Source organism: Corallococcus sp. AB038B (assembly GCF_003668955.1).
GTDB classification, from domain to species: domain Bacteria; phylum Myxococcota; class Myxococcia; order Myxococcales; family Myxococcaceae; genus Corallococcus; species Corallococcus exiguus.
The window spans coordinates 1-23,100 of sequence record NZ_RAWO01000009.1; the positions used below are offsets into that span (position 1 = coordinate 1).

The following is a 23,100-nucleotide window of genomic DNA, read 5'->3' on the forward strand; positions in this document are numbered from 1 at the left end:
GCGTCGTCACCGCCCCGCCTCCGGCCCGGGTGGTGGACCGGGGCGAGTACGGCCCCGGCTTCCTGGCCCACGTCGTGGTTTCCAAGTGCGCCGACGCGATGCCACTGCACCGGCTGGCCCAGCGGATGGAGCGCGGTGGGGTGCCCATGAGTCGCAGCACCCTGACGGACCTCTTCCACCAGGCCGCCTCGGTGCTGCTGCCTCTGTCCCAGCACCTCTTGCAAGTCATTGCCGCCGCCGAGGTGGTGTGGGCCGACGAGACGCCGCTTCGCGTGCTGGACGTGAAGAAGACGCGCCAGGGCTACCTCTGGACTTTCCTCACCCAGACGCCCGCGGGCGAGTGGCTGCTGGGCTACCGCTTCAGCCTGGGCCGGGCCAGCACGACGCCCAAGGAAGTCCTGGGCGGCACCCGGGGCGCCCTCGTGGTGGATGCCTATACGGGCTACAACGCGGTGACGCTGCCCGAGGGGCGCGTCCGCGTGGGCTGCTGGGCCCACGTCAGACGCCGCTTCTTCGAGGCGCTCCCCACCGCGCCCGAGGCCCGCGAGGCCCTGGACTTCATCCTCGCCCTCTACCGCGTGGAGGCGCTGGCCCGCGACGCGGCCGTCGTGCGCACGGACGCACACCGCGAGCTGCGTCAGCAGCGGAGTCTCCCCGTCCTCTGGGCGCTGCGTGCGTGGATGGAATCGCAGACTCCGCGCCACCTGCCCAAGGGCCCCATGGGCCAGGCCCTCTCCTACGCCCTGAAGCAATGGGACGCCCTGACGCGATTCTCTTCCGACGCGCGCCTGCCTCTGGACAACAACCGCTCGGAGGCGGCGCTGCGCAAGGCGGCCCTGGGCCGGAAGAATTTCCTCTTCGTCGGCCACGAAGCCGCGGGGGAGAATCTCGCCGGCCTCTACGCCCTTGTCGCCACCTGCGAGGCCAACCAAGTCAATCCCGAAGACTACCTGGCCGACGTGCTGCTGCGTGTGCAGACGCATCCCCACTCGTGCATCGGTGAGCTGCTACCTCACGAGTGGAAGCGGCGACGCACCGCCGACCCGCCCGAGTCGCCCCTCCAGCTCAGTCCCTGAACAACTCGCTCCTCGCGGCGCCCGCCGAGCACGGCCGGGGCCTGTCTTCAAGCGTCCCGGCACGACGTCCACCGGACGGTTACGGGCTACGACACGGCGGACTTCGTCGCTGACTGTCGGCGCATGGGAGTCACGCCTCACATTGCGCAGACGACGGACCCTCGGCGCCGCTCGGCCATCGATAAGCGTACGACGAGGCCCGCCGGCTACGCCATCAGCCAGCGGGCACGGAAGCGAATCGAAGAAGTGTGGGGCTGGATGAAGACGGTGGGCGGCTTCCGCAAGACGCGTTTCAAAGGCAGGGAGCGGACGGAGTTGGCGGCCTACCTGGTGGGCGCCGCGTACAACCTGGTGCGGATGGCACGGCTGGCCGCCGCATAGGCGCTCACTGCCCGCCGCCTCCCCCCGATGACAAGGTTGAGATTGAACTCAACGAGAAGCCCGGCCTCGTGCCAGCAAACCGGGCTTCTTCAACAGACTGCTAGGGGCTGTCCCTGATCTCCGGTCCGAAAATTCAACCTGCCGGATCGAGCATTGGGGTTGGACCCGGCTTCGAGGTGTATCAAGAGGTTGCCAGGCAGCGTCGGGCATGATCAACGCTGGCTGTGCGCCGACATGAATTGAGCGATGCCCAGTGGAGCCGCATCGAGCCCCTGCTGGGCTCCCGCAGCGGCCCGCCCTCGAAGCGTGGGGACCGCGACTTCATCAACGCCGTCATCTGGCGCGTGAAGACGGGTGTGCAGTGGCGGGACCTGCCCGAGAGGTTCGGCCACTGGAAGACCGTCTACAACCGCTTTCACCGCTGGGCGAAAACCGGACGCTGGGAAGCCATCTTCACAGCGCTGCGACTCGACGTGGATGAGCTCGGCTCGCTCGCGGATGCCTCTGTCGTCCGGGCACATCAGGATGCCTCGGGCGGAAAAGGGGGGTCCGAAGCAATGCTCTGGGGCGTTCTCGAGGAGGTTTTTCAACGAAGGTTCACGCCGTCACAACGACGGGCGGTAAGCCGCTCTACCTCGCGCTGACGCCCGGCCAGCAGCACGAGTCCACGATGGCCGAGGAGCTACTGGTGCGCGCCGAAGGCAACGCCTTCATCGCGGACACGGGCTACGACGCCGAACGGATTCGCGGCAACGTTCGCAATGTGGGGATGACTCCCGTCATCCATCCACACCCCAGTCGCAACCAGCCGCCACCCCTGGACCGCACCCTCTACCGGCTGCGCTACCGGGTGGAGTGCTTCTTCCACGACCTCAAGCGCTTTCGCGCCGCTGCCACCCGCTACGATAAGACGGCGACCTGCTACCTCGCCGTCCTCCACGTCGCCTCCATGCTTCTCTGGCTGCGTTAATCAGGGACAGCCCCTAGGCAGTCGACTTCACCGATTCGGCTCAACGCCTGAAGAAAAGCAGCAGGGCCGAAGTGAATCCAAGCAATCGAAATCCGCCTAGGGCAAGCCGATCAATTTTTCCAAAAATGCCTGCCCGCCCTTGGCGAATCAGGACACCACGCCTTGCCAAGTAGAACACAAAAACAGCGACATGCGCGGCCCATGCATACCAGAAGAGGTGAACCCCGCTGAAGACCCTGCTGCTCGCAATGCCCGCTGCAACAGCAGCGGTACCAATCATCGCGACAGCCAATCCAGCCCACTCCCCGAATGTGGAGGGCGCCATTGGAATTCGCCTTGCGGTCATTTCCAGATCTCCTCCGCGGTAGTCACGCACGCCAAGGTGCCGCCACCTATCGGGAAACCACCACCAACTCCCACGACGAGACCAGCGGTATCTGGGGTCAAGGGATCATGACCTTCGACAAAGAGAGTGGCAGGCCCCACGGTCACGAAGCCTCCAAAGCTCCATCCCTTGAAGTCATCCACGTCCTTGGTGTTAATCGCCCCTCCAGCTCCCACCTCGCAAGCTTGATGAAGCCCGCCGCCCTTGGCCTTTGCAACCGCAGCTGGCTTGAGGTCCTTGATTCCCGCCCCAAACAAGCAAACGCTGCCAACAGCTACAGTGACGGGGGCAGAAGTGCAATTGTAGATTCCAGCAAAAACGATTCCTCCAAAAGCACCGTAAGACGCTTCATAAAGAAAAAGGGGAGCGCCAACCCAGTTGCCTCCCGGACAGCGGGCAGCAAGGCCATCTGGGTCAACAAAGGCAACCGGATTATTGAACGCATAGGAATAAGCCGGAGCCATACCAGCATTTCGAGCTGCCTCAACGACGTAGCTTGGCTTTGACAACAAGGGCTCTGGCTGAAGGTAGCGACCCACACTCGGGTCGTAGTACCTGTTCCGGTTCTCAAAGAGATCGGTTTCCGCGTCGTAGTAGTGCCCGGCGAAGCGCAGCGGCGTCCAGAACGGCTGAGCCCCTGTCTGATATCGTTGGTACTCGTAGCCCTCCAAGGCCATGCCACTGGAGGCGTTCGGCCCCGAAGCATCCGCTGGACCTGCCACAAAGTTCAGGATGATGCGCCCGGCTGCCGGATGCAGCCAGGGCGTCGTCACGCGGCCAAGTTCCTGCCCCGTTACCCGGGCCAGCAAGGTGTCCGTATCTGGATCCCAGAGTTCAGCTCCGTCGTCGCTGTCATGCGTATCCATGTACTGGAACAACGGCCGCACTCGGACTTGAACCTGTGCATTCTCTGGTGGCTGAACGAAGCTGGAGATCGTCTCACCATCATCGTCGTTGTACGGATGCAGCGTATTGTCCTTGACTGAGAGCCTGTTGACATGACCGAAAGGCTGGTAGTCCGCGACTCCTGACACCCGTCCCGCACCATCCAACATCACGACCGGCTTACCCACGTTGTCCATGATGGGGAAGTAAATACCGCAAGCGGCGGCCTCTCCGTTGCGACGGCAGTCCGCGGTAGCATCGGACGCACGAATGTCCGTGGTCGCATCCAGCCTGCCTCGAAGGAGGATGATCGGACGGCCCCCCAGCCAGACGTAGTCGTCCACGACCCGGAAGGTGGATTGGAAGACATCACTCCATCCCTGATCAACCAGGAGTTCGCTTCGAGTGTCATGAAAGAACTCGTCGCGCTGGTTGAAGGGATTGACTTTCGCGCGCCGCCGCCCCAGTGCGTCGTAGAAATAGCTATAAGTCGCACCATTGACGCGGACTGCACGGAAGACGGACTCGCGAGCGGATCCCTGTCCCTCGGAAGCATCGAAGGGGCTGTAGCGCAGGTCCATCACGTTGGCTGGAGTGCCTGAGACATAAAGCCCCATCTGCTTCCCCACGACTCGCCCGTCAGCATCATAGGAAAAAGCGACCTTCTGGGACGGATCAGACTGGGGCTTCGTATATAGCAAGCGATCCGCAAGCCGTCCCAAATCGTAAACAAAATGATTGACTTCAGATCCATACCACTGAGTGAGCGAACTCCGATTGCCACGCGAATCATAACCAAATGTCTGATCGTGGAAAGAGCCCCCCGTTGCCCCATCATTCCCCTGCGGGCGGGTCGCGGAAACCAGCCGCAGCATCGAGTCATAGTTGAAGAGCTCGGTCCTGGGCGTGGTCGCCCCCAGCACGCACGTATCCGTGCGAACCACCTGATCCGCCATCCAGGTGTACGTACGTTTATAGATGTCACCACTTCCGGTGCCGGGCGTGAACCCACCTGAGGACACCCGGAGCGAGCGCAGCCGCCCTGTCAGGTCCGAAGCGGACGCGGACGGGAACCCTACGGAGCAGTCCGTAGGGGGCTGTGCCCCATTGTCCCCCAGAGCATACTCCACCGCGCGCGAGATAGTGTCCGTGGGATTGGCTTGGTAGCCTCGAAGGCCGCCAAATGGCTCCCAGACAATGTTGCTCACAAGTCGTCGCGTCTGGATGCCCGAGCCTGTGAACAAGCCCACATCAATGCTGGACACACGATGCGCGTTGGCCCCCACGCCATAGATGTAAGTCACGAGGCGGCCATACGGATAGCGGACCATCGACAAGCGCCCTGTACTGTCATACGAGTATTGCGTTTCGAGCGCAGGGGAGCAGTCCGACATGCCTTGACGCTGTCGCACCTCACCCACCAACCGCCTCTGTGTGTCGTAACGATACCAGGTGCGCCCGAATGAGTCTTCCCGGAAGCGCGGAAGGCCATAAGAGTTCAGCTCGTTGTTGCCGCAGGAGCCCCCCATGACAGCATCCGCATCATAACCAAACTGGTAAAGCACCTCGGTCGCGGGAGAGCTTCCTCCCGTCCGGCGCGCAGCACTCTTCGGCCGGCCTACGAGGTCGTAGCCATACTCCATCCACTCCCCCGACTGACGCATCATCGCCGACTGCTTAATATGCAATTGACCCGCGGCATCGTATTCCAGCATGATCGGGCCCGTCGCATGGGGAAGCAGGATCTTGACAATACTGCCAAAATCATCATGCTGATACGAGTTGTCGATATCACATCCACCCTTTGACACTTCACAGCCAATGCGGATGTCATCCACGTTTCCCTGACCGTCGTAACCAAACTTCGAATACTGTGTTTGCCCTGATAGGGTGCTTGAAACCCGCGTGAGTCGGTCCGCCGGGTCATACTCCATGGATGTACAAAGGCTAGAAATGGCGAGGTTCGGATCTCGGCAGAAGTCCGGCGGGCTGTTGAATGGGCGCCCGGACGCAACGAGGTTGTTGTTGACATCGAACCCCTTGACCGAGGCCATGCTTCCCAGTCCCTGTCCAATCCTGGAATAGGTGTCCCGGCCCTGGGGATCTGGGTGGCGGGTGATGAGCGTCCGGCTCTCCTCAGCGCCATTCCGGCGCGAACGCGTCTCTTCTGACTTCGGCGAACCGTTTGGCCAGTAGGTCCGGATGATTTTCTCGCTCCAGTCGACCCCCAATTCATCGCTGGCGATCGCACTCCATTGAAGGAGCGTGGTCTTCTGTCCTCCGGAACATCCCTGGCCTGCGAGAGTCCCCGTTCTGTAGCAATTGACCGTATAATTGCCTGTCGGCAACCGTGAGGCTCGCTGTACCGCCCCATCATAAAGATAGGTTGTCTCCAACCCCTGGCTCATCGAACTGACAACACGACCGCCCTGGTACTGAAGCGTCGTCACCACGCCATGCGGCGACGTAATCTGTGTTGCGTTGCCCCGCGCGTCGTATTGACTATAAGTTGTTGTAAGTCCAGGATATCCAGAGCATCCAAAATAGAACTTTGAAACCGACTGCAGTCGCCCAGCACTGGCGCTCTGTTCGGCGGACGGGGGCCCATAATACTGGTAGCGGGTGAGTGGATACTCACTGCTCGAACAATCCGTCGCATCCGGTCCGTCCACGAAGCATGGGCCATGGACCTCCTTCAGGCGGGTATCCCCATTATCTGGCTCGCCAAAACATCCACCATGGTTGAAATAGAAGACTCCTACATGGCGAAGCACGTTCGACCATGTCCCGCTCGTGGAATTGAAGACCTGGGTATAGCCTGATCGGATGACTGATTTCTGGAACCGAGTTGTTTCGTCATACGCAGTGCGAGTCACCGCCACGGCGCCCGACTGAATGACAGAGGGAACTGTATCCGTGGTGTACCGCACCGGTTTCCAGGGATTGGCTGTCGCCCCCGATGGAAAGCTGGCATAGACGTAATCCGTTGTTACGCCTGGAATGCCATTGCTACCAGACAGGTCCTGGCCGACGACTCGTGACACATGGCTCTCGGGGCTGACAACTCCTGGAACCGACTGCGTGCCGGCCGCAGCAAAAGACTTGTTGGTGACAGCATAGCGCCCCAACTTGTTCCGAGCGGACTGGAGATACAGAGTCCCGTCCGGCGGTGTCGCATAGCTATAGGCGATGTACCCCTCAGCAAAACTGATGCAGTTACCCGTCTCCGGCAGGCAGATATCCCGAACGGAACTCAAAAGGGCATGAGGGGCGTAAGGAGAAGAGCGCGGAACGAATGTACGGCGGTATTGCACTGAACTTCCCGACGAGTCTCCCGAAGGGGCCGTCAAGGCTTCTGCGGCAGGAGGAGTGCAGCCACTACCGGACCCCATCGCATCAGGCCCATCACAGTTCCCGGTCCCCGCGCTCATCGCCACAGCGGAAGTCGACCCGCCGCCCATCGCGGTAATCTTCCCTGCTTGGTACTGGTGCTCTTTCAGGATCAACTGATTGACCGAAACCTTCCAACTCGTTGACTGCGCCGAAGAGGTGGTGGTGTCCGTGTAACTGACACTGTCACCAGTCTCAGGGTAGTCAACCCCCGCGAGAAGGCCTGCGGTCTCCAAATCAGGCAGCAACGGGTACTTGTATTCAGCGACAACCGACTCCTGTGGACTCTCGACAGAGTCGGCGTTCGGGTTCGTCCTCAGGACGAGCTGCTTGATCACACACTCATAAAAAGGACCGGGAAGCTTCGCATCGATCTGTCGATAGACCAACCGAAGCGTGCCGCCCTCCTCCGTAGTCACCGTCGACAGATAGGGCACGCCATTGCCCAATGCACTCGCGCCGGGGCAGGAGATGGCGACGTTCGTAGGCGTTGCGTACCCCAAACTGAACCGGACACGAGGAGTCCCGGCCAGGCGGTCTTCCTCTACACGTGTCAGGAAGTACCGGCTCACGACTCCATTCGCCATCCACTTAGAGGCATAGACGAAGCGGCCTTCACCCGGCTTTACGAGGACGAACGTGCCATCCGCCGCTCGGTAGAGGCTTGCATTGGACCAGCGGCTCGTAACTCGCGGCGCAGCAAAACACCCAGCCCCAGAGGGGTTGCATGCGGCAAACTCCAACACCTCTCCTTCGGCATCGCGCACCGCCCAGGTGCTGACCCCCGGAATCGTCCCCTTGACGTAGATAAAGCTATAGAGTGTGTGCCACCAACGGAGCGAGGTGCGTCGACTTGGACTGGAGCCGAAAGGCTTCGGCAAGAAGGGCTCATTACCTTCGCCCAACATGGATTGATATGACCAGAAGTTGTCGGTGGAGACGTACTTACGCACGAAGTTCATTCCACCGAGATCGCCATGAAGCCCCACGTCCGTGTGGGTGTATCGCGTCGTAAAATCCTTCAAGTTTACGCGCGGAGACGCCATCGCGGAAACACCGGCTCCGGCAACTGAGCTAGCAGGTGTCTTGCAGACATCTTCTGTGGGGTCTGGTTCTTCAGTAGTGTCATCGTCATTATCACTGCCACTACTCCCGCCACTTCCGACTCCTCGCCCTCCGCCGGCTCGGCCTGGCTCACCTGAGCCTGGCAGGTGCTCACGAGGAGGCACTGCCAAGGTGAATCCGGGGATCGGAGTCCCTTCTACGCGTGGAGCACCACCACAGCCGTGGATTCCCGCGATAGGAGTTCCATCTGGGTGAGTCTGACTCCCGCAGTCATCATCCTGGGCGCTTGCACTTACATTCGATCCAGGACTACCAAACCCGCCTTGAGCATTGGCACACACCGAACCTGCCGCACAGTAGGCACCACTGACGGTACGCGCCCCCGTCAGCACGTTGATCATGGGCTTGATTCCTACGCATGTATTTCCGCAAGCGTTGCTGTCGTCACAGGATGAACCCGGCGTACATTCAAAGTTCTGGGAATCCAAAGAGGCGCAGTGCAATCCACCTGTGACGTAGCCCTCCGTATCGCACGACTTGCTCGACACGCAGCACTGATAATTGCCTCCCGCCTGGATGTTGCCGTAGGCGCCAAACATGGGCGCTTTGAGGCACCCATTCGGGCTGCTGCAGGACGCTTGCGAGTCACTGGATCCCAGGCAGTAGCCGACGTTCAGCCCGTCACCGCAGCCACATGTCCAGCGAACATAGGCACCGCTTGGCTGACGCTCGCAGTAGTCGAACGTGGAACTTCCGGCGCACCCTTCATCAATCTCGCCGTCGCGGTCATCGTCACATGCATTGCCGCAGACATCGATTGCCTGCGCAGTGGCGGGCTGGCAGGGCCCCAGGTTCTCACCATCCAGGCACATTGCAGTACCACCCGCGCCACATGTGCCGCAGGCCTGGGGCTGGGTGCCGGCCATGCATTCGCCCCACTCTCCTACGTCTCCAGGAGGCGCCGAGCACTGCTTGATGCCCATGCACCCCCCACTGGTGGTGCATGAAGTGGTGTCACCAGAGGAGCACGTGGGAGCAGCCTCCGCCACTCTCCAGGAAACCAAGCAAAGGACACACAACAATATCCGGACAGACAAAGACATCGCCGCCTCCGGCGGAAAGGGCTCTTCAGAAATGGAAAGACATTCAACTCAGCCGCGAGAGGGAATTGACAAGGGATTCCAGTCCACGGGCGGAACGCAGACGCGTGCCTCAGCAGAGGGATGGACCTGTGCGCACTTCCATCGGGCAGGACACTCCGACGCAGCAACGCACTTCTGGCTGCAAAAGTAGCCTTCATCGGGCGAGGCGCCTGAATGCAGGCAGAGGCCGGACTTGCATTCGGAAGCGCCGTACCGATTGCATTCCTCGCCAACCGCCTTCAAAGCGGCCTCGGCAAGTGCCGTGCGATGCTCGCCCAGAACGGGCGATGGCGCTTCGACAGGGGAAGGAACCTGCTCCGCACTACACGCCAGGAGGCCTGCCAATGCCCCCCCCACAAGCCAGGATGCAAGGGGCTTCACACGCCAAAGGACTTTCAAGACGCCTTCCTGGTCAGAAATGGATTCGAGGGCGCCGACAGTTCGGAATGTCACACCCTCAACAGATCGACTTAGAGGAAATCCAAGTTGACTGTCAAGAACATGGACAGACACTGCCGGCGACAGAAAGGCTCACGGCCAGTCCTGAGTCCTGCCTCTCCTTGACCCCAGGCGATCCGTCAGTGCGTCACTGGCGGCGGACCGACCATGCGCCGGACCATGCCAAGCAATTGCTCGATGTCGAAGGGCTTGGGCAAAAAGCCCGCGCACGGCAGGTGCTGCCAGAAGTCCGGCGGGCTGGCACTCATCATCACCACCGGGACGTCGCGCAGCGCCGGGTCCTTCTGCATGGACTCCAGTACCCCGGGCCCGTTGAGCACCGGCATCATGTAGTCGAGCAGGATCATCGACGGGCGCTCCTGGCGCATCCTCTCCAGGGCCTCGCGGCCATTGAGCGCCGTGGCCGTGCGGTAGCCTTCGTCGGACAGGAGGTCCCGGACGGCCTCCACGATGCCGAACTCGTCGTCGACGATGAGGACGGGCCCCATGGTCAAGTGCCTCGGCGCTTGCGGACGTTGCGGCGCGGCTTCGACGGTGTCCCCGCCTTGGCGGTAGACCTGTTGCCCGCGCGCGGTTTGCTGCGCGGCTTCGGCAAGGGGGTCGGATCCGGAGTCCGCGTACGCGCGAGCCCCGTCATCAACATCTGCCCTTCCGCGAAGGGCTCGCCGACCTTGAGTCCCTTGTTCGTGATCTCCAGCTCGCGAAGGGCGGGATCGTAGGCGCTGTTGCGCACCTTGAGCGCCGCGATGAAGCGACGCAGCCCGGAGTGCAGTTCCACCATGCGCAGGAACAGGATGTTCTCCGCCACCATGGAGATGCCCTTGAGCGGGAACTTCACCTCCGGGCCGAAGGCGGAAGTGGCCTCGGCGGTGTAGACGAGGGTCACCTCGCGCACCCGGCACTCGTTGACGAGCGCCGCCAGGAAGCGCGCCACCCGCGAATTGCGCGTGGAGGCGCGGCGGAGCGCTTCGTAGCCGTCCAGGAAGATGCGGCGCACCCGGCCGCTGCGCACGATGGTCAACAGCTCCGTGCCCAGCTTGTCGAGGATGTTCTCCGTGGGCGGCCGGAAGCTCACCTCCAGGTCCCCGCGCTCCATCAGGGGCTGCAGGTGCAGGCCCACGCCCGCAGCCTGCGCGAGCATCCGCTCCGGCGCGTCGTAGAAGGCGAAGTAGTGGCTGCGCTCCCCCTGGCGGGCGCCTTCCGCCAGGAAGCACAGGCCCAGCAGCGTCTTGCCGCTGCCCGGAGGCCCCAGGAGGATGGTGGTGGAGCCCGAGGGCACGCCCCCCTTGAGCATCGAGTCCAGGCCGGCCACACCGAAGGCGTCGCGATCGCGCTTCCCCGCGCCGGGCACCAGGTTGCCGTCCACCATGGACTCCAGACGGGGATAGACGGTGAGGCCGTCACCGGTGATCTCGAAGCCGTGCTGCCCCAGCTTGTACGCGCTGCCCCGGAACTTGCTCACGCGCAGCTCGCGCAGGGTGCGCACTCCGAAGTTCTTCTGCTGGAGCACCAACAGGCCGTCCACCATGGTGTGCTCCGCGCGCAGGCCCTTGTCGCCCCCGGTGGTGAGCACCACCGTGGTGCAGCCGATGAGGCCCGTCACGACCTGGAGGCCGTGGATGAACTTCTTGAGGGCCTGCCGCGACGGCGCCAGCTCCTCCGCCGCCAGCAGTCCATCCAGCACGAGCAGCGAGGCCTTGTGCGCCTTGATCTCCTTGCGGATCAGCTCCGCGAGCGCTTCCAGCCCGCCCTGCTCCAGGATGGTGAAGGCGCTCAGGTAGCTGATCTTCCCCGGCACGCAGGCCGGGTCGAAGAACGACAGCGTCTGGAGGTTGCTCACCAGCTCCGTGTGCGACTCGGCCAGGAGCGTGAGGTAGAGGACCCGGTGGCCCTGGGCCGCCTGATGGAAGCAGATCTGGTTGGCGAGGATGGTCTTGCCCGCGCCCGGCAGGCCCAGGACCATGTACATGCGGCCCTTGCGCAGGCCGCCGCACAGCACGGTGTCCAGACCGGGAATGCCCGTGGACACCCGCTGCTCTTCACGTGGACCGCCCGGCGTCATCACGCGCTTCCTTCCTGGGCGCCAGGCGCCGAGCCGGACCGAGAGAACCGGCCCCGGGTGGACTCCATAGTCCAGACCTTGATTGAAGGCTCAACAATCTGGGCAGCGTGCGTTCCTGGACAAACACGCATGCCCCGGCCCGCCGGCCGCTCAGCGGGCGGCGTTGGCGTCCGCCGCCGACACGGAGGCCGAGCCCCCCGTCAGCGGCTTGAGCGAAGCGCGCAGGGCTTCAATCTGGGCGCGCGCCTGGTTCTTGAGCGACTCCACGTCGTCCATCGTCATCCCCTTGGTGGAGATGGGCGTGCCCACCGTCACCAGCCCGCGCGACGTGGCGAAGCGCCACGAGTGCTTGGGCAGCGCGAGCCGCGTGCCGCTCACCGCCAGGGGCAGCACGTCCGCCTGCATCTCGATGGCGAGCCGGAAGGCGCCGTCCTTGAACGGCAGCAGCTCATCCGTCTTGGAGCGCGTGCCCTCCGGGAAGATCATCACCGGCATCCCCTTGAGCATCCACTCCTTGCAGCGCGCCATGGCGCCGGTGGCCGAGTCGCGGTCGCCGCGCTCCACCGAGACGTCCCCGGCGAGGCTCATCATCCAGCCCACCACGGGCACCTTGAAGAGGCTCCGCTTGCCCAGCCACTTCATCTCCCACGGCAGGAAGGAGATGAGGAAGCAGTCCGCGTTGGACTCGTGGTTGCTCACCACCACGGTGTTGGGCGCCACGCGGTCCGGCACGTTCCCATGCACGCCAAAGCGCCAGAACGGCGTGAGCTTCGCGGCGGTGACACCCACCAAACGGAAGCAGCGGCCCGCCACGTAGCGGCGCTTGTCGAACAGGAACGTGAGGATGAACAGGGTGAGTTGGATGAAGAAGCCCACCAGGGCGACGAGGGCCACCTCGAGCCAGGTCCAGATGGAGAGCAGTGCGTTCATGAGGGGTGTCCCTTGGGCATGAGGGGGTTCAGGTGAGGACCGCGGAGTCCAGATCCACGCTCACCGGGCAGTGATCCGACCCGTGGACGTCCGAGTGCACGGAGGCCTTCTTCACGAAGGCGAGCGCCGCGGGGGTGGCAAGCACGTAGTCGATGCGCCAGCCGATGTTCTTCTCGCGCACGCCGGCGCGCTGGCTCCACCAGGAGTAGTGTCCGCCCTCCGCGTTGAAGTGGCGGAAGGTGTCCACCCAGCCCGCGCGGATCCACCGGTCGAACTCCTCGCGCTCCTCCGGGCGGAAGCCGCTCGTCTCGCGGTTCTCGCGCGGGCGCGCCAGGTCGATGTCGCGGTGGGCGGTGTTGAAGTCCCCCATCACCAGCACGCGCTCTTTGTCGCGCAGGGGCTTCTCCAGGCGCGCGAAGAGGCGGCGGTAGAAGTCCAGCTTGAAGGGGATGCGGGAGAGGTCCCGGTCCTTCCCGTTGCCGTTGGGGAAGTAGCCGTTGACCACGGTGAGCTTGCCGTAGCGGGCGAACTGGAGGCGGCCCTCCGCGTCCATCTCCGGCGCGTCCAGGGTGGTGGTGAGGTCGTCCGGTTCGTGGCGGCTGAAGAGGCCCACGCCGCTGTAGCCGGGGCGCTCCGCGGCCACGAAGTGGGTCTTCCAACGGCGGGGGGCGCGCACCTCCGCGGGGAGTTGCTCCACGCGGGCGCGCACCTCCTGCAGCCCCACGATGTCCGCCCGGGCCTTGGACAGCCACGGGAGGAAACCCTTGCGGTGGATGGAGCGCAGACCGTTGACGTTCCAGGAGACGACTCGCACGCCCCCGCTTATGGCGAAAGCGCGCGGGTATTTCCAGCCCCCACCGTTCCTGGACGGACGGTGGGGGCCGTTCACTGCTCAGTGCGTCAAGGCGTTTCCGTGCCGCTCGCCTTGTTCTGCGGGCCGCGCGTGGTGCGGAGGATGAAGTCCGCGCTGTTCACGTCCGTGTCCTGGCTGTTGCCCTTCGTCGCGTCCACACCGCTCTCCATGGTCGCGGCGGACGAGCCGGCGTTGGCCCTGCGCTCGTAGCTGCCGGCCTTGGCGGGCGTGGTCGTGATGGCCTCGCCTTCAGGATTGTCACCCGTGCCGTAACCCAGCTTGTCCACGACGTTGGGATCCGCGAGGGCTGCGGTGAGCGAGTTGGGTCCGATGCGCACGTGCCCGCCACCCGCGGCCATGGTGATGCCCGTGCCCCACTTCGCGTCGGGCGTCACGGTGCCCTGGTAGGTGTCCCGGGCGATCAGGAAGAAGCCATGGGCCGCGATGCGGGCGGTCGTCGGCAACGTGTAGCTGCCGGTGTAGGTGCCATCCACGGCCTTCTTGTACTGGAGCTTCCAGCCTCCGATGTTCACCTCCGCGTTCGTCGGGTTGTAGAGCTCGACGAACTCGTCGTTGTCGCCAGTGGTGCCGGAGGCCGGGCCCGCGGCGGCGACCTCACTGATGACGACGTGGTTCGTCGTGGGGGCGGCGGTGATCTGCGCCTGGGCGGACACGGACTGGCCGTTGAGCGTGGCCACGATGGTGCCCGTCGAACCGGCCGCGCCGGCGGTGAAGACGAACTTCGCGGAGAGCTCGTTGGCCGGGATGGTCACGGTGGCCGGCACGGAGCCCACGTTGCCCGTCGTGGACAGCGCCACGGACGTGGCCGCCGCGGCAGGGATGTCGAGCGTCACGGTGACGTTGGCCGTCTGACCGGCGGCCAGGGACACCGTCTCCGGCGACAGGAACGCCAGCGAGGCCGCTTCCGTCGCACCGAGCACGCGCACGGTGGCGGTGCGCGAGTCACCCCCCAGCGTGGCCGTCAGCGTCGCCTTGGCGGAGCCCGCCGCGTCGTTCGCCGTCACGATGATCGCCGCAGAGCGCGAGCCCGCGGGCACCGTCACCTGGCCGTTGTTGGCGATGACGATCGAGGGGCTGGACGAGGAGACCTGGACCACGACGTCCGTGGTGGCCTCGGCGCTCAGCGACACCGCGAGCGGCTCCGGAATCGTCTCACCCGTGGTGCCCGAGCGCGCGAAGACCGCGGCCGGCTCCAGCGCGCTCAGCGTCGCCGTGGTGCCCGCGTCGGTGCCCGTGCCCGCGTCGGTGCCCGTGCCCGCGTCCGGAGCCGGGCCGCCGTCCGTGGCGCCGCCGTCCGTCTCCGTGCCGGCATCCGTGCCCGCGTCGATGGTGCCCGCGTCCGTCTCCGTGCCGGCGTCCGTGCCCGCGTCGATGGTGCCCGCGTCCGTCTCGGTGCCCGCGTCCGTGCCCGCGTCGACCGGGCCGGAGCCGCCGTCCGTCACCGTGCCGGCGTCCGTCTCGGTTCCCGCGTCGGTGGTCGTGCCGGCGTCCGTCTCAGTGCCCGCGTCGGTGGTCGTGCCGGCGTCCGTCTCCGTGCCCGCGTCGGTGGTCGTGCCGGCGTCCGTCTCAGTGCCCGCGTCGGTGGTCGTGCCGGCGTCCGTCTCGGTGCCCGCGTCCGTCTCCGTGCCGGCGTCCGTCTCGGTGCCAGCGTCAGTGTTGGTGCCCGCGTCGGTTGTGGGCGTGGTCACCTGACAGCTGTTGTTGCAGCGGTCGCCTTCGACGCGGTTGCCGTCGTCGCACGCCTCGCCACTCTCGATGATGCCGTTGCCGCAGACAGGGTTCTTGTCGTCATCACCACCGCACGCCGACAACACCAACAGCACCGCTGACAAAGGGACCAGCAGGTGCCGGGAAGACCAGGACATGGAGACTCCGTGTTGAGTACTGAGCCTCCTCACAAACCACAAAATTACAGGCCGACGCAAACCCCTCCCGGTGACTTCTGGCTCACGGCCATGGAACCTTCCGGGTCACGGATTTCTCAAGACCTGGCAGTGCGGATGGGTCATCTGGACCAGCCCGGCTTCAGCCAGGAGTCCCGGGGGTTTGCGGGGAGGCTGAATCCTCCAATCCATGCGCATCCAGGAAGCCCCGAATGGACTGGGCAATCTCCGTCCCGGCCTCCAGGAGGCCCGCGTGGCCGGCGTCATCCACCTGGAGCCAGGAGGCCTGGGGCAGCGCGCGGTGCAGCCGCTGCACTTCCGACAGGGGCACGAGGACGTCATCGCTCGCGGCGATGATCAGCACGGGCACCCGGATGGAGGGGAGGACGTCCCAGGCGTGGCCCTCCGTGAGGCCTCGCAGCGTGCGCCAATAGGCCTGCGCGCTCATGTGGTAGAGCGCGTCCAGGAACTCGGCGATGTCCTCGCGCGGAGCCCGGGGCCGCAGCGCGCCCACGGCCCGCGCCAGCGGATCCGCCAGCGGGGTGGCGAGGAAGGCCTTCACCGCGGGCGCCACCACCGGCACCCAGGGCGTCCCCGCGGCCAGCACTCCCTTCGCGGCGGACAACACGAAGCGGGATCCCCAGCGCGGATCCGCCGAGCCCGGCACGCCCGGCGTCCCCGCGATGAGCGTCATGGACGGCACCAGGTCCGGCCGGCGGCGGTAGAGCTCCAGCAGGATGCGCACGCCCATGGAGAAGGCGATGTGGTGCGGGGGCTTGCCGTCGCCGCGCGCCATGGCCGCTTCGGTGACGCGCTCCAGGTCGTCCACGTGCACCTGGACGCGGTAGTCGTTGTCGCGCGACTCCTCGCTCATGCCGTGGCCGCGGTAGTCCCAGTGCACCACGCGGTGGTCCTGCTCCAGGTCGGCGACGATGTGGCGCCAGAAGTTCTCCGACGTGCCAATGCCGTTGGTCAGCAACACCGTGGAGCGGTCCGCGAGCGCGGCATCGCGGCCTTCCTCCGGCTTGCCCGAGCTGTGGGTGTGGACCGCCACCCGAGTGCCATCCGGGGCGGAGACGAGGTGCGTGGCGCGACGGTAGGGCATCCCTGCCCACCATGCGGCCGGGCAGGCGCGGGTGCAAGGGCCGACAGCCCCTCCCACGAGTGCGCCCTCTCCTGTCCGCGCAGGCCGGGCTGGACGCGCCCGGTCCTCCAGGCAATGGTGCGCGCGATGCTCAGCGTGGAGGCGGAAGGGTTGGACGTGGCGGCCGTGCTCGCCCACTACGAGGCGCACGGCTTCGCGCGCCTGGGCCGGGTGCTGGACGACGCGGGCGTGGAGGCCCTGCGCGAGCGGGCTGACGACCTGATGCTCGGCCGCGTGGTGTACCCGGGGATGTTCTTCCAGCCGGACGCCACCACCGGCCGCTACGAGGACGCGCCCCTGGGGCTGGGCTGGCAGGGCCCGTCCCTGGACTACCGCAAGCTGGAGAAGCTGGAGAAGGATCCGTGCTTCCTCGAGTGGATGGAGAACCCGCTGTTCGAGCGGATCACCCGCGCGCGCATCCCCGGCGACATCGTCCTGTACCGCGCCATCCTCTTCCACAAGGGCCCCGCGGGCGGCAGCAACCTGCCCTTCCACCAGGACGGCGGAAAGCTGTGGGGCCTCACGCGCGAACCGGACCTTCAAATCTGGACCGCGCTGGATGACGCGCCGGAGGGCGGCGGATGTCTGGAGGTGATTCCGGGCAGCCACCGCGCGGGACTGGTGACGTCACTGGGCGGAGTGATTCCTCCGGACCGCGTGGAGGCGGCGGACGCGGAAGGACACGTGGTGCCCCTGCCGGTGCGGGCCGGAGAGGCGCTGCTCGTGCACAACCACGTCTGGCACCGCTCCGGTCGCGGCAGGCCCGGACAGCGGCGGCGCGCGTTCTCCGCCTGTTACATGAGCGCGGACACCACCTGCGTGCGCAAGAAGAAGGCCCCGCGCGTGTTCCCTCCGATGTTCCGTCACCCGGTGCGCGGCGGCTGAAAGGCCCTATCATCCCAGGCGTGTCCGGACACCCTGGAGTCCTCGTCGCCGAGCAGCCCCACTACCTGCCGTGGGTGGACTTCTACGAGCAGGTGGCCCGCGCCGGTACGCTGGTGGTGCTGGACGACGTGCAGTGGCTCCGGCGCGGTTGGCAGCGCCGCACGCGCGTCGCCCTGCCCCACGGCGTGCCCACGCCGCCCCCGTCCGAGCCGGGCTTCCAGTGGCTGTCCATTCCGCTGGAGGATCCGCACCGCGACACGCGCATCCGCGACCTGACGGTGGATCAGAGCCAGCCCTGGGCGCGCAAGCACCTCCAGGCGATGGTGACGCTCTACGGAGGCCGGCCGCACTTCCGCGCGCAGGTGCTGCCGCTGCTGGAGCCCTTCTACGACGCCGCCGCGCGCGAGTCCGGCCCGGGGTCGCTGTTGCGCGTGCTCCTGTCCAGCATGGCGCTGTTCCACGCACCGCTGGGCCTGGAGCCGAACCTGGTGCTTTCGTCCACGCTGGAGCGCCGGGGCGAGGACAAGACGCAGCGGCTGGTGGAGTACTGCCTCCAGACGGGCGCGCACACGTACTACTCGGGGACGGGCTCCACGGTGTACCTGAAGCCGGAGCGCTTCCGCGCGGTGGACGTGCGCCTCTTGTGGCAGCGCTTTCGCCACCCGGACTACGCGCAGGGGCGAGAGGGCCGCTTCGTGACGGGGCTGTCCATCGTGGACGTGCTGGCCAACGTGCCCGTGGAGACGGTGCGCACGTGGCTCCAGCCGTCGCCGTGGGGGCCGTTCGCGGGGGACGGCCCCCAGCCGCTTCAGCGGGCGGACGCGGCGGTGGGCGAGGAGTCCGCCGGCTTGTCGAAGCGCACGAAGTAGCTGCGCACGGCGGCGTCCAGCAGCGCGGGATCCAGGCGCGGCGTCTGGCCCTGGTAGTTCGCCATGTCGATGACCTGATCCAACAGGTCGCGAGGCTGGCACGCGGCGAAGGGCCGGTGGTGCGGGCGATAGTGCTCGTCGATGAGGTAGTCCACGGCGCGCGCGTCGTAGGGCACGCCGCGCTTCCTGCACATCACCTGGAAGATCTCGTGGAACTGCTCCTCGTCCGGGCGCTGCACCTCCAGCTTGTATCGGACGCGGCGCAGGAAGGCGTCATCCACCAGGGCGCTGGGATCCAGGTTCGTGGAGAACGCGGCGAACACGTCGAAGGGCACCTGGAGCTTCTTGCCGGTATGGAGCGTGAGGATGTCCACGTCGCTCTCCAGCGGGACGATCCACCGGTTGAGCAGGTCCTTGGGGGACACCTTCTGCCGGCCGAAGTCGTCGATGAGGAGCATCCCGTTGGACGCCTTCATCTGGAACGGCGCCTCGTAGTACTTCACCTCCGGCGTGTAGACGAGGTCGAGCATCTCCAGCGTGAGCTCACCGCCCACCACCACAAGCGGGCGGCGGCAGCGCACCCAGCGGCGGTCATACGACGGCATGCCGGGTTCGTCCTCCACCGCGCGGTGGATGTTCGCGTCGAACATCTTCACGACGAAGTCGTCAACGAGCAGCGCGTGCGGAACGAAGATGTCTCCCTCGTAGCAGTTGACCATGCCCTGGCAGATGGCCGTCTTGCCGTTGCCCGGGGGGCCATAGAAGAAGATGGCGCGCCCGGAGTTCATCGCCGGACCGATGCCGTCGAAGATGTAGTCGCGGATGATCAGGTCGCCGAACTTGTCCTGCATGCGATGGCGGGTGATGCGATTGCCACGCACGGTCTGCTGCTTCACGGCGGCGACCCACTCGTTGAACGGCACGGGCGCCGGACCGTTGTAGCGGTTGCGGTCCAGGATCTGCCGCAGCACGTCCGTCACGAAGGTCGTGAGCTGGTAGATCATCGTGGACCGGCCCACGCCGGATCCACCACCGCCACGGATGTCGATGTACTTCTGTCGGCGCAGTCCTTCGATGACCTCGTCCACCAGCGCGCTGGGCAGTTGCAGGCGCGTGGCCACGTCCATGCCGCGCATCTCGCCCGCGAAGAAGATGGCCTTGAGGACCAGCTCCTCCACGAAGGTCGCGTTGAGGCCGGACTCCTGGAGCGTCTTGGGTTGGGCGGGCCAGAAGCGGTTCGTCGCCGAGGCGTCCGAGCCATCGGCGCGCCGGACGCCGCGCCGCTCCGGGCCTGCGTAGCCCTGCTGCGGCGCCGGGGCGGCACCACGACGGTCAGGGCCCGCCGGGGGGCCACGGCGGTCCGCCTCTGGGGGACCGCGGCGCTCCATGCCGGGGGCCGCGCGACGTTCGGGCTCCTGCGCGGGGGGAGGCGGGCCGGGGGGCGCGGTGCGCCGCTCGGTCTGTACGTCGAGCATCTCCTCGCTGAAGGGCGGCGGCGCACCCGGCGGGGCCACGCCCGCGGACTGCGCGGGAGGCACGCGGGGACGCGGCATCGGATCGAAGATGACGGACGGCAGCGGCGCGGACTGTGCCGGCCTGGAGCGGGTGGGCTCCGGACGTGGCTCTCCGCCCAGGGGCGCCCCGGCCGGGGCGGGCGGGCGCGGACGCGGCGGCGCGGAGAAGACGGAATTCGCCGTCGCGGCGGGCGTCTCCAGCGGGGTGATGTTGCGATTCAGGTCCTGCTCCGCGTCGTGGGAAGACGGACCTGGGCCAGGGGGGGGCCTGCGGGTGAAGTCAGCCATCACGGCTCCGGCGGGAGGGAGAGGCCACTGTACCCCACCGTCGTGTCAGCGGTGTTAACTTCGGGCCATGAGCTTCTTCCAGGCGCCCCCCGGTCTTGGCAACCAGTACGACGACGACGCGTTCCTGCAGGGCTACCTCGCCCGTACCCTTCCGGAGGACATGTTTCGTTCGCTCCAGGATGACTTCCGCGAGCTGGGAGAGCTGGGAGGCAAGTACTTCTACGAGTTCCAGCAGCGCGACCGGCTGAACGAGCCCGTGCTCACGCAGTGGGGCCCGTGGGGTCAGCGCATTGATCACATCGAGGTGTCTCCGTTGTGGAAGGAGGCGGAGGCACTGACCGCGAAGAAGGGCCTGGTCGCGGTGGCCTACGAGCAGAAGAGCGGCGCGCTCAGCCGCGTGCACCAGTTCGCGTTGAACTACCTGGTGCAGCCATCGCTGGACGTCTACTCGTGCCCGCTGGCGATGACGGATGGCGCGGCGCGGTCGCTCCTGTCGCTGGGCAACCAGGCGCTCATCGACCACGCCCTGCCCCACCTGACGTCGCGCGATCCGGCGACGTTCTGGACGTCGGGCCAGTGGATGACGGAGCGCACGGGTGGCTCGGACGTGGGGCTGACGCTGACGGAGGCGCGGCAGTCCCCCGAGGGCTGGCGGCTGCACGGCACGAAGTGGTTCACGTCCGCGACGACGGCGCAGATGGCGCTGACGCTGGCGAGGCCCACGGGCAACGGCCCCGGCGGCAAGGGGCTGGCGCTCTTCTTCGTGGAGACGCGGGACGCGCAGGGCCGTCTCAACGGCATCCAGATCAACCGCCTGAAGGACAAGATGGGCACGCGCAAGGTGCCCACGGCGGAGCTGACGCTGGACGGGACGCTGGCGGTGCCGGTGGCGGGGCTGACGGACGGCATCCGCAACATGGCGATGATGCTGAACGTGACGCGCACCTGGAACGCGATGGGCGCGACGTGGAGCATGCGCCGAGCCATGGCGCTGGCGCACGATTACGCGAAGCGCCGGGTGCAGTTCGGCGCGCCGCTGTCGGAGAAGCCGCTGCACATGGACACGCTGGCGGGGCTGGAGGCGGAGTTCCAGGCGGGCTTCCTGCTGGCGTTCCGCGGAGTGGAGCTGCTCGGCAAGCTGGAGACGCGCACGGCGACGGAGCAGGAGATTCTGTTGCAGCGGCTGGTGACGCCGCTGGCGAAGCTGACCACGGGCCGGCAGGTGGTGCACATCACGTCGGAGGTGACGGAGTCCTTCGGCGGCGCGGGCTACGTGGAGGACACGGGCCTGCCGCGCATCCAGGCGGACGCGCAGGTGCTGTCCATCTGGGAGGGCACGACGAACGTGTTGTCGTTGGACTCGCTGCGCGCGCTGGCGAAGGAAGGCACGCTGGAGGCGTTCTTCCACGAGGTGGAGGGCCGGCTGTCGAAGGTGACGGACGCGGGCCTGCGGCCGTGCGTGAAGACGGCGCACGACGCGCTGGAGCACGCGCGGGCCTGGGTGTCCGGCGCGATGGCGAACCCCACCACGATGGAGGCGGGGGCGCGGCGCTTCTCCCTGACGCTGGGCCGCACGCTGGAGTTGGCGCTGCTCAGCGAGCACGCGCAGTGGTGCCTGGAGCACGGGCACGGCCCGCGCAGCCGGGCGGCGGCGCGGCGGTTCCGGCAGAACGGCGTGGACCTCATCCAGGATGAAATCGACCTGGATGATTCGCGGCTGCTGAGCTGAGGCATCGCGACAGGTGCATGCGGCGGGCGCCGCCATTAAGAAGCGGGCGCCATGTCCGTCCTGAGCCCCGAGCAGTGCCAGCGCTTCGCCAACGATGGGTATCTCGTCCTGCCGTCCTTCGTGGAGGGCGGGACGTGTGAGCGGATGCGGGCCGTCATCCAGGAGCAGCTCGCCTCCGGTGACGGCCCGGTGGAGTACGAGGCCGAAGTCGCCTATCCGGGCTCACCGGCGAGCATCGATGCCGAGGGCGGGCGGACGGTGAGGCGGTTGCTGAAGGCGCATGGGCGCTCTTCTGTGTTCGGGGCGTGGTTCGACGACGCGCGGATGCTGGAGGCGCTGGGGCAGTTGCTGGACGGTCCGGTGGTGCAGGCGCGGGCGCACCACAACTGCGTGATGACGAAGCAGCCGCGCTTCTCATCGGACACGGGGTGGCACCAGGACGTGCGCTACTGGGCCTTCACGCGGCCGGAGCTGATCTCCACGTGGTTGGCATTGGGCCCGGAGACGCCGGAGAACGGTGGCCTGAAGGTGCTGCCCGGCACGCACCGGATGCAGTTCGCGCCGGAGCGCTACGACGCGCGGCTGTTCCTGCGGTCGGACCTGCCAGAGAACGCGGCGCTCATCGAAGGCGCGCAATACGTGAGGTTGTCCCCCGGGGACGTGCTGCTCTTCCACGCGCGGCTGTTCCACGCGGCGAGCCGGAACCACACGGCGGACACGAAGTACTCCGTGGTGGCCACATACCGGCGGACGGACAACCTGCCGGTTCCGGGCTCACGCTCCGCGAGGGATTGAGGGCAACGTCAAGGCACGTACTGATAGCGCTCGATGATCCGGCCCTCAGGCGAGACGGCATAGAGCTCAAACCAGTCGAGCTCGAAGTTGCCACCAGATCCGATTCCCTCACAGTGGTCGACGCGCCGGTTCACCCGGACGATGTAGATGCCCTTCCCCTCGCCGACGACGACCTCCAGGGCTCGCGCCGTGAAGATGCATTCATTCCGGCGCGCCTTGGGAAAACGGCTCACGACATCCTGGAGGGCCGCATGGGATGCCAAGATGGCAGGTCCATCCAGCGTCGCCATGGGCTCCAGGTTCTCTGGCCAGTCCAAGACAGCAGAAGGAATGGCTTCGCTTGAGTCAGCCTGAGTCTTCGGCTGAAGCCCAGT

15 protein-coding genes and 2 pseudogenes are annotated in these 23,100 nt (G+C 66.1%); 7 read left to right on the forward strand and 10 right to left on the reverse strand.

The genetic code is table 11. The features are described 5' to 3' along the window. The 3 genes and pseudogenes from D7Y04_RS28865 to D7Y04_RS45865 form a co-directional block, all read left to right on the forward strand. The coding region (locus D7Y04_RS28865) for an IS66 family transposase (protein WP_121761366.1) at positions 1-1,076 on the forward strand (1,076 nt) is incomplete at its 5' end. A 21-nt stretch (positions 1,077-1,097) separates the two neighbouring features. Further along, a pseudogene (locus D7Y04_RS28870) lies at positions 1,098-1,457 on the forward strand (transposase); the annotation flags it as partial. A gap of 238 nt (positions 1,458-1,695) precedes the next feature. Continuing rightward, a pseudogene (locus D7Y04_RS45865) lies at positions 1,696-2,427 on the forward strand (IS5 family transposase); the annotation flags it as partial. A 40-nt stretch (positions 2,428-2,467) separates the two neighbouring features. On the opposite strand, the gene D7Y04_RS44140 reads toward D7Y04_RS45865, so the two are convergent. From D7Y04_RS44140 to D7Y04_RS28915, 8 genes are all read right to left on the reverse strand, one after another. Next, on the reverse strand, positions 2,468-2,707 hold the full coding sequence (locus tag D7Y04_RS44140) for a hypothetical protein (protein ID WP_158627604.1): 240 nt from the start codon (positions 2,705-2,707) through the stop codon (positions 2,468-2,470). Between the two features lie 62 nt (positions 2,708-2,769). Further along, the gene (locus tag D7Y04_RS45225; RefSeq protein ID WP_199749748.1) at positions 2,770-8,049 is read right to left on the reverse strand and encodes an RHS repeat-associated core domain-containing protein; all 5,280 of its coding nucleotides are present in this window, start codon (positions 8,047-8,049) and stop codon (positions 2,770-2,772) included. 1,823 nt (positions 8,050-9,872) lie between these two features. Continuing rightward, positions 9,873-10,241: a response regulator gene (locus D7Y04_RS28890; RefSeq protein ID WP_120599321.1), complete on the reverse strand. Its 369-nt coding sequence runs from the start codon at positions 10,239-10,241 to the stop codon at positions 9,873-9,875. 2 nt (positions 10,242-10,243) lie between these two features. Then, positions 10,244-11,815 (reverse strand): ATPase domain-containing protein, encoded by a 1,572-nt coding sequence (locus tag D7Y04_RS28895; protein ID WP_121761370.1) that lies wholly within the window; start codon positions 11,813-11,815, stop codon positions 10,244-10,246. A gap of 150 nt (positions 11,816-11,965) precedes the next feature. Further along, positions 11,966-12,745 (reverse strand): 1-acyl-sn-glycerol-3-phosphate acyltransferase, encoded by a 780-nt coding sequence (locus D7Y04_RS28900; RefSeq protein WP_120599323.1) that lies wholly within the window; start codon positions 12,743-12,745, stop codon positions 11,966-11,968. A 28-nt stretch (positions 12,746-12,773) separates the two neighbouring features. Then, positions 12,774-13,559, reverse strand: a complete 786-nt coding sequence (locus D7Y04_RS28905; protein ID WP_121761371.1) for an exodeoxyribonuclease III — start codon at positions 13,557-13,559, stop codon at positions 12,774-12,776. A gap of 86 nt (positions 13,560-13,645) precedes the next feature. Beyond that, the gene (locus D7Y04_RS28910; RefSeq protein WP_121761372.1) at positions 13,646-15,484 is read right to left on the reverse strand and encodes a lamin tail domain-containing protein; all 1,839 of its coding nucleotides are present in this window, start codon (positions 15,482-15,484) and stop codon (positions 13,646-13,648) included. Positions 15,485-15,644: 160 nt separating this feature from the next. Then, positions 15,645-16,607: an alpha/beta fold hydrolase gene (locus D7Y04_RS28915; RefSeq protein WP_121761373.1), complete on the reverse strand. Its 963-nt coding sequence runs from the start codon at positions 16,605-16,607 to the stop codon at positions 15,645-15,647. Positions 16,608-16,733: 126 nt separating this feature from the next. On the opposite strand from D7Y04_RS28915, the gene D7Y04_RS28920 reads away from it, so the two are divergent. Both D7Y04_RS28920 and D7Y04_RS28925 read left to right on the forward strand, forming a co-directional pair. Further along, the gene (locus D7Y04_RS28920) at positions 16,734-17,531 is read left to right on the forward strand and encodes a phytanoyl-CoA dioxygenase family protein (RefSeq protein WP_121761530.1); all 798 of its coding nucleotides are present in this window, start codon (positions 16,734-16,736) and stop codon (positions 17,529-17,531) included. A gap of 20 nt (positions 17,532-17,551) precedes the next feature. Continuing rightward, positions 17,552-18,400, forward strand: coding sequence for a WbqC family protein (locus D7Y04_RS28925; protein ID WP_121755430.1), 849 nt, complete (start codon positions 17,552-17,554; stop codon positions 18,398-18,400). Here the strand turns inward: D7Y04_RS28925 and D7Y04_RS28930 are convergent. Further along, complete coding sequence (locus D7Y04_RS28930; protein WP_121761374.1) at positions 18,340-20,202, reverse strand: ATPase; 1,863 nt, start codon at positions 20,200-20,202, stop codon at positions 18,340-18,342. The genes D7Y04_RS28925 and D7Y04_RS28930 overlap by 61 nt on opposite strands. 67 nt (positions 20,203-20,269) lie before the next feature. Between D7Y04_RS28930 and D7Y04_RS28935 the strand changes: the two genes are divergently transcribed. Both D7Y04_RS28935 and D7Y04_RS28940 read left to right on the forward strand, forming a co-directional pair. Beyond that, on the forward strand, positions 20,270-21,931 hold the full coding sequence (locus D7Y04_RS28935; RefSeq protein WP_121761375.1) for an acyl-CoA dehydrogenase family protein: 1,662 nt from the start codon (positions 20,270-20,272) through the stop codon (positions 21,929-21,931). A 51-nt stretch (positions 21,932-21,982) separates the two neighbouring features. Further along, positions 21,983-22,726: a phytanoyl-CoA dioxygenase family protein gene (locus D7Y04_RS28940; RefSeq protein WP_121761376.1), complete on the forward strand. Its 744-nt coding sequence runs from the start codon at positions 21,983-21,985 to the stop codon at positions 22,724-22,726. Positions 22,727-22,734: 8 nt separating this feature from the next. Here D7Y04_RS28940 and D7Y04_RS28945 read toward each other — a convergent pair whose 3' ends face one another. After that, positions 22,735-23,016 (reverse strand): hypothetical protein, encoded by a 282-nt coding sequence (locus D7Y04_RS28945; protein WP_121761531.1) that lies wholly within the window; start codon positions 23,014-23,016, stop codon positions 22,735-22,737. Between the last annotated feature and the right edge of the window lie 84 nt (positions 23,017-23,100).

Coding starts and splice junctions, on each gene's coding strand:
- D7Y04_RS44140 (WP_158627604.1), bottom strand. CDS start 2,707: ATGATTGGTACCGCTGCTGTTGCAGCGGGCATTGCGAGCAGCAGGGTC.
- D7Y04_RS45225 (WP_199749748.1), bottom strand. CDS start 8,049: ATGAACTTCGTGCGTAAGTACGTCTCCACCGACAACTTCTGGTCATAT.
- D7Y04_RS28890 (WP_120599321.1), bottom strand. CDS start 10,241: ATGGGGCCCGTCCTCATCGTCGACGACGAGTTCGGCATCGTGGAGGCC.
- D7Y04_RS28895 (WP_121761370.1), bottom strand. CDS start 11,815: ATGACGCCGGGCGGTCCACGTGAAGAGCAGCGGGTGTCCACGGGCATT.
- D7Y04_RS28900 (WP_120599323.1), bottom strand. CDS start 12,745: ATGAACGCACTGCTCTCCATCTGGACCTGGCTCGAGGTGGCCCTCGTC.
- D7Y04_RS28910 (WP_121761372.1), bottom strand. CDS start 15,484: ATGTCCTGGTCTTCCCGGCACCTGCTGGTCCCTTTGTCAGCGGTGCTG.
- D7Y04_RS28915 (WP_121761373.1), bottom strand. CDS start 16,607: ATGCCCTACCGTCGCGCCACGCACCTCGTCTCCGCCCCGGATGGCACT.
- D7Y04_RS28920 (WP_121761530.1), top strand. CDS start 16,734: ATGCTCAGCGTGGAGGCGGAAGGGTTGGACGTGGCGGCCGTGCTCGCC.
- D7Y04_RS28930 (WP_121761374.1), bottom strand. CDS start 20,202: ATGGCTGACTTCACCCGCAGGCCCCCCCCTGGCCCAGGTCCGTCTTCC.
- D7Y04_RS28935 (WP_121761375.1), top strand. CDS start 20,270: ATGAGCTTCTTCCAGGCGCCCCCCGGTCTTGGCAACCAGTACGACGAC.
- D7Y04_RS28940 (WP_121761376.1), top strand. CDS start 21,983: ATGTCCGTCCTGAGCCCCGAGCAGTGCCAGCGCTTCGCCAACGATGGG.
- D7Y04_RS28945 (WP_121761531.1), bottom strand. CDS start 23,016: ATGGCGACGCTGGATGGACCTGCCATCTTGGCATCCCATGCGGCCCTC.